Source organism: Mitsuaria sp. TWR114 (assembly GCF_007997345.1).
Genome location: NZ_VOSR01001096.1, coordinates 1 through 5,383, shown reverse-complemented (window position 1 = coordinate 5,383; position 5,383 = coordinate 1). Strand labels below are relative to the sequence as shown.

6 protein-coding genes are annotated in these 5,383 nt (G+C 71.4%); 3 read left to right on the top strand and 3 right to left on the bottom strand.

The window, feature by feature from the left end; genetic code table 11:
* The first annotated feature begins 72 nt into the window (after positions 1 to 72).
* From mnmA to FUT87_RS27715, 3 genes are all read left to right on the top strand, one after another.
* Positions 73 to 1,179 (top strand): tRNA 2-thiouridine(34) synthase MnmA, encoded by a 1,107-nt coding sequence (mnmA, locus tag FUT87_RS27725; protein WP_147243045.1) that lies wholly within the window; start codon positions 73 to 75, stop codon positions 1,177 to 1,179.
* A gap of 230 nt (positions 1,180 to 1,409) precedes the next feature.
* Positions 1,410 to 2,648, top strand: coding sequence for a histidine kinase (locus FUT87_RS27720; protein WP_147242080.1), 1,239 nt, complete (start codon positions 1,410 to 1,412; stop codon positions 2,646 to 2,648).
* A gap of 32 nt (positions 2,649 to 2,680) precedes the next feature.
* Positions 2,681 to 3,328, top strand: a complete 648-nt coding sequence (locus tag FUT87_RS27715; protein WP_091730445.1) for a response regulator transcription factor — start codon at positions 2,681 to 2,683, stop codon at positions 3,326 to 3,328.
* Between the two features lie 228 nt (positions 3,329 to 3,556).
* On the opposite strand, the gene FUT87_RS27710 is transcribed toward FUT87_RS27715, so the two are convergent.
* From FUT87_RS27710 to FUT87_RS27700, 3 genes are all read right to left on the bottom strand, one after another.
* Positions 3,557 to 4,018 (bottom strand): hypothetical protein, encoded by a 462-nt coding sequence (locus FUT87_RS27710; protein WP_147243044.1) that lies wholly within the window; start codon positions 4,016 to 4,018, stop codon positions 3,557 to 3,559.
* Between the two features lie 81 nt (positions 4,019 to 4,099).
* Positions 4,100 to 4,432 (bottom strand): ATP-binding protein, encoded by a 333-nt coding sequence (locus FUT87_RS27705; RefSeq protein ID WP_147243043.1) that lies wholly within the window; start codon positions 4,430 to 4,432, stop codon positions 4,100 to 4,102.
* Positions 4,423 to 5,383: triple tyrosine motif-containing protein (locus tag FUT87_RS27700; RefSeq protein ID WP_255512095.1), on the bottom strand; the 961-nt coding region annotated here is incomplete at its 5' end. The genes FUT87_RS27700 and FUT87_RS27705, both read right to left, overlap by 10 nt.

Sequence of the window (5,383 nt, the reverse complement as noted above, 5' to 3'; positions counted from 1 at the left end):
GCTGAGGCGCGTCGGGCGGCGGCCGGCCCCGCGCCGGACAGGTCTTGCGGACCTTTGGGACAATCGCGCCCCATGAATCCCAAGAAGCAACGGATCGTCGTCGGGCTGTCCGGCGGCGTTGATTCCGCCGTGTCCGCCTGGCTGCTCAAGCAGGCGGGCCATGAGGTCGTCGGCATCTTCATGAAGAACTGGGAAGACGACGACGACAGCGAGTACTGCTCCTCCAACATCGACTTCGTCGACGCGGCGGCGGTGGCCGACGTGATCGGCATCGAGATCGAGCACGTCAACTTCGCCGCCGAGTACAAGGACCGCGTCTTCGCCGAGTTCCTGCGCGAGTACCAGGCCGGCCGCACGCCCAACCCGGACGTGCTGTGCAACGCCGAGATCAAGTTCAAGGCCTTCCTGGACCACGCGATGCGGCTGGGCGCCGAGAAGATCGCCACCGGCCATTACGCCCGGGTGCGCGAGCAGGACGGCCAGGTGCAGCTGCTCAAGGGCCTGGATCCGCTCAAGGACCAGAGCTACTTCCTGCACCGGCTCAACCAGGCGCAGCTGCGCAAGACGATGTTCCCGGTCGGCGAGCTGCCCAAGACCGAGGTGCGCCGGCTGGCCGAGGAGATCGGGCTGCCCAATGCGAAGAAGAAGGACTCGACCGGCATCTGCTTCATCGGCGAGCGGCCCTTCCGCGAGTTCCTCAACCGCTACCTCTCCCACAAGCCCGGCCCGATCAAGGACGAGCGCGGCCGCAAGCTGGGCGAGCACGTCGGCTTGTCCTTCTACACGCTGGGCCAGCGCCAGGGGCTGGGCATCGGCGGCGTGAAGGAGAAGGGCGCGCCGCGCGGCGGCGGCGAGCACGAGCCCTGGTTCGTCGCCCGCAAGGACCTGGCGAGCAACACGCTGGTGGTCGTCCAGGGCCACGACCACCCGCTGCTGCAGAGCCGCGGTCTGGTGGCGCAGGACCTGAGCTGGACCGGCCAGGCGCCGGCCTTCGGCGGCTTCGGCGCCAAGACCCGCTACCGGCAGGCCGACGCGCCCTGCGCGCTGACCCCCGGCGAGGGCAGCATCCGCCTGGACTTCCCGCAGCCGCAATGGGCGGTCACGCCCGGCCAGAGCGCGGTGCTCTACGACGGCGACGTCTGCCTGGGCGGCGGCGTCATCGCGGAAGCGATCGCGTAGTCCGAAGGCCGCGTCCGCTGGCGGGCCGTCCCGCGTGCCCAGCCGACCGGGGCCGGCGCGGCGGCGGTCCGCTGCCCGTTGCACGCCCGCCGGCAGCTCATCCAGCGATTCGGGGCACTCGTCGCATGGCCGGAACCGCCGCGGCCGGTGTCCCATGACAATGCGCACCTTCCCTGCCGGACGTCGCCTGTGGCACGCTGGCGTGTTGCCGCCTCGCCTGGATGGACCCCTTGGATCGTCTGCTCGCCCGCATCGCCCAGCCCGCCTTCGTGCTGCGCATTGCCGCCCTGGCGATCTGTCTGCTGGAGCTGGGCTCGGCGGTCTGGGGCCTGATGGGCAACGCGACCGAGCCCTACGACGGCGTCCTGGCCAGCCTCTACCGCCGCACCGGCGGCGACACCCACGACGCGCCCTTCGTGCTCACCTGCCTGGCGCTGGTGATGCTGTTCGCGTGGCACTTCTGGCGGCTGGCGCGCCAGCAACACCTGGACCTGCCGCCGGCCGACGCGCTCGCCCGCGTGCTGCTGCTGGACGTGCTGGCGCTGCTGGTCACGCCGGGGCTGCCCTTCCTCGTGACCGTGCTGGCGGCGCTGCTGCTGAACGTGCGGCGCGCCTTCAATTTCGCGCTCGCGCAGGTCGTGATCAGTGTGGCGCTGTACTGGCTGCTGCCCAGCGAGGCCCAGCGGCTCGAGCAGCTCCAGCCCGACCTGCCCTGGTGGCTGAACAGCCTGGGGCTGTCGATGTCGATGGTGGCGCTGCACGGCATGGCCTTCGGCCTGGGCCGGCTGGCCGCGGCGGAGGCCGAGCGCAGACGCTGGTTCCAGGCCATGCTGGCCGAGAAGGAATCGGGCGAGCGGCTGCAGATCGAGCAGCTGCGTTATGCCGAGCGCCTGCACATGGCGCGCGAGTTGCACGACGTGATGGGGCATCACCTGACCGCGCTCAACCTGCACCTGCAGCTGAGCGAGGCGCTGCTGCGCCGCCACGACGAGCCCGGCGCCGCGCAGGCGGTCGAGAAGGCCAAGCTGGGCGCGGCGGGGCTGCTGGCGGAGGTCCGCGCGGCGGTATCGCGCGAACGGGAGAGCCAGCGCATCAACCTCGAGGCCGCGCTGCGCACGCTGGCCGACGGCATCGCCAGCACGCAGATCGAGCTGGCGCTGGACCCGGTCGCGCAGGACCTGACGCCGCGCTGCGCGCACGCGCTGCTGCGCTGCGTGCAGGAGGCGGTGACCAACGCGGTGCGCCATGCCGGCGCGACGCGGGTGCGCGTCAGCCTGGAGGCGGTGGACGAATCCGGTCCGCAGGTCCGGGTGCGGGTTGACGACAATGGCCGCGGCACGCGCAAGCTGCGCGAGGGCAACGGCCTCAAGGGCATGCAGGAACGCATGGCCGAACTGGGCGGGACGATGCAGGTGCTGCGGCATCACCCCGGATTCCTGATCGAACTGAACTGCCCGCGGCGCGCCTGAACCGGGATTGCGCCATCCAGCAAGGAGACGACATGAGCGACAACACGATCAAGCTGCTGCTGGTGGAAGACCAGCAACTGGTGCGCGAGGGGCTGAAGGGCCTGCTGGCGCTGCACGACGACATTCGCCTGGTGGGCGAGGCGTCGGACGGCGCGGAGGCGCTGGAGTTGCTGGCGCGCGAGCAGCCGGACGTGATCCTGTCGGACATGCGGATGCCGCGGCTGGACGGGATCGGGCTGATCCGGGCGCTGGCGGCGCGGGCGCTGAAGATCCCGGTGGTGCTGCTGACCACCTTCGACGACACGGCGGCTTTCGACGAGGCGGTGCGCGCGGGGGCGCGCGGGTTCCTGCTGAAGGCGATCAGCCCGGACACGCTGGTGCAGGCGCTGCGCGACGTGGTGGGTGGCTCGACGGCGCTGCGTCCGCTGCTGACCGAGCGCATGGAGCGCGCGCCGGTGGAGCGCGCCTTCGCGGCGACGGCGGAGCCCGAGCCGCTCAGCCCCAAGGAGCTGCAGGTGCTGCGCCTGGTGGCCAGCGGCCGCAGCAACACCGAGATCGCCGCGCTGCTGGGCAACAGCGAAGGCGTCATCAAGAACCACTGCTCCGCGGTGTTCGCGAAGATGGGCGTCCGCGACCGCACGCAGGCCGTGCTGCGCGCGATCGATCTGGGCTGGATCTGACCTCGCGATGTTCGCGAAGAAGAGCATCCTTGACCGCACGCAGGCGGTGCTGCGCGCGATCGATCTGGGCGGGATCTGACCACCGCCTCGTTGGCTCGGTCGATCGGGGCGTCGCGAGCGGACGTCAGGCTAGGCGGGCGGAGCGGAGGAACCGGAGCGTACTTCGGTACGTGAGGATTCCGAGCATCCGCCCAACGACGCCTGGCGTTCGCGCAGTAGCCCTCGCTCTTAGATCCAGAGGTCGTAGTCTTGGAGCGCGCGGATGCGGCGTTCCACGGACAGGAAGCGCGCGGCGCCGACTTCGCCGATCGCCTTCACCACGCGCGGGTGGTACTTCTTGTAGAGCTTCTGCTCGGCGTCGACGTACCCCAGGTAGCCCTTGGAGAAGTACTTCGACTGCGCATTGGTCGGCTTCTCGCCGATCTGCACGAATTCCACCGACATGCGGGTGAACTGGCGGTTCAGCGTGGCCAGTTCGCGCTCATAGGCCTCGTAGACCGGCACGAACTTCTTGGTCTGCGCCTCGTCCAGCTGCAGCGCCTTGAGGACAACGCCCTTGCGGTCGGCCCGCACGGCATCGCGCAGCGATTGCGCCTGGGTGGCATCGGGCACCGGCGCCGGATCGGCGAAGGCGGGGAGCGCGGCGGCCAAGGACAGGCACAGCGCGGACAGCGCGGCAAACTTCTTCATCACTCTTCCCTCGTGAAAACGTCGGAACTTCGACGTCGCGCGGATTCTAGGAAGCCGGGTATGCCCTGACCCTCGGGGACTTCACGGGGAGACGGCCGCGCGCGGAGCGACCACCTCGTGGCGCGGTGCCGCGACGGCCGCCACCAGCGGCAAGGTCAGGGTCGAACGCGCCCCGTCCGGGCCGCGCTCGAAGCGGTACTCGCCGCCCATGCGGCGCGCCCGCTCGCGCATGCCGCACATGCCGTAACGCCCGTCGCGCGGCTGCCGGGCCTCCCAGTCCGGCGGCAGGCCGATGCCGTTGTCGCGCACCGTCAGCGTCAGCCCGTCGGCGCGGTACTCCAGCTCCAGGCTCACCTCGCTCGCCCGCGCATGGCGGTCGGCATTGGTCAGGGCCTCGCGCGCGATCAGCAGCATTTCATCCTCGATCGAGCCGCCAGCGCCCGCGGCGTGCCGGTCACCCGGATCCGGAACTGGCCCGGCGGCCGGACCAAGTCCTGGCCGGCGCGCGCCAGCCGCTCGGCCAACCGACGGTCCGAGCCCCGGCGCTCGCCGCCGTTTGCGTCGTCGTCGCCCTCGTCGTCATCCCCCCAGCCGCCGCGCTCGGCGGCGTCCTCGTCGTCGATGCGCTGACGCAGCTGGCCGACGCGATCGCGCCCTTCGGCCAGCAGCCCCTCGGCCCGCGTCAGGTCGCGCTCCATCTTGTGCCGCAGCGCCTGGTCGGTCACGCGTCGCACGCTCGCATCCAGCCCCAGCAGCAGCCCCTGGAAGCCCTGCAGCAGCGTGTCGTGCAGGTCGCGCGCGATGCGCTCCCGCTCGCGATGGCGCACCTCCAGCCGCATCCGCAGCCGCGCCTGCAGCGCCCGCACCCGCAGGCGATACCCGCCCCAGATGGCCCCCACCAGCGCCAACGCCAGTCCCCAGCGGAAGGCGGCGTACTCGTGTAGCGCCGGCGCGATGCGGAAAGCCAGCACCGACGGCCGGCGGCTCCACAGCCCGTCGGGATTGGAGGCCAGCACCTCGAAGCGGTAGTCGCCCGGACCGAGGTTGGCGTAGGTCGCCTCGCGCTGCGTGCCGGCGTCGCGCCAGTCCGCGTCGACGCCCACCAGCCGGAAGCGGTAGCGCACCTGCTCCGCCTTGCTCAGCACCCGGGCGGCGTAGCGCAGCGTCAGCGCATTGGTGCCCTGGGGCAGCTGCTGGCCCTGCGCGGCCGGATAGCTCTGCCCGCCGGCCATCAGCGCCTGCACATCGACGCCGACCTCGCGCGAGTTGCGCGGCGTGCGCGCCGGGTCCAGCCAGACCACCCCGAGGTTGGTCACGAACCACAACCGGCCGCGGGCGTCGCGCACCGCGGTCGGCGTCGCCGAG

Bases quoted from the DNA above. Each gene is read 5' to 3' on its own strand.
- FUT87_RS27715 (WP_091730445.1), top strand. From the start codon at position 2,681: ATGAGCGACAACACGATCAAGCTGCTGCTGGTGGAAGACCAGCAACTG.
- mnmA (WP_147243045.1), top strand. From the start codon at position 73: ATGAATCCCAAGAAGCAACGGATCGTCGTCGGGCTGTCCGGCGGCGTT.
- FUT87_RS27705 (WP_147243043.1), bottom strand. From the start codon at position 4,432: ATGCTGCTGATCGCGCGCGAGGCCCTGACCAATGCCGACCGCCATGCG.
- FUT87_RS27710 (WP_147243044.1), bottom strand. From the start codon at position 4,018: ATGAAGAAGTTTGCCGCGCTGTCCGCGCTGTGCCTGTCCTTGGCCGCC.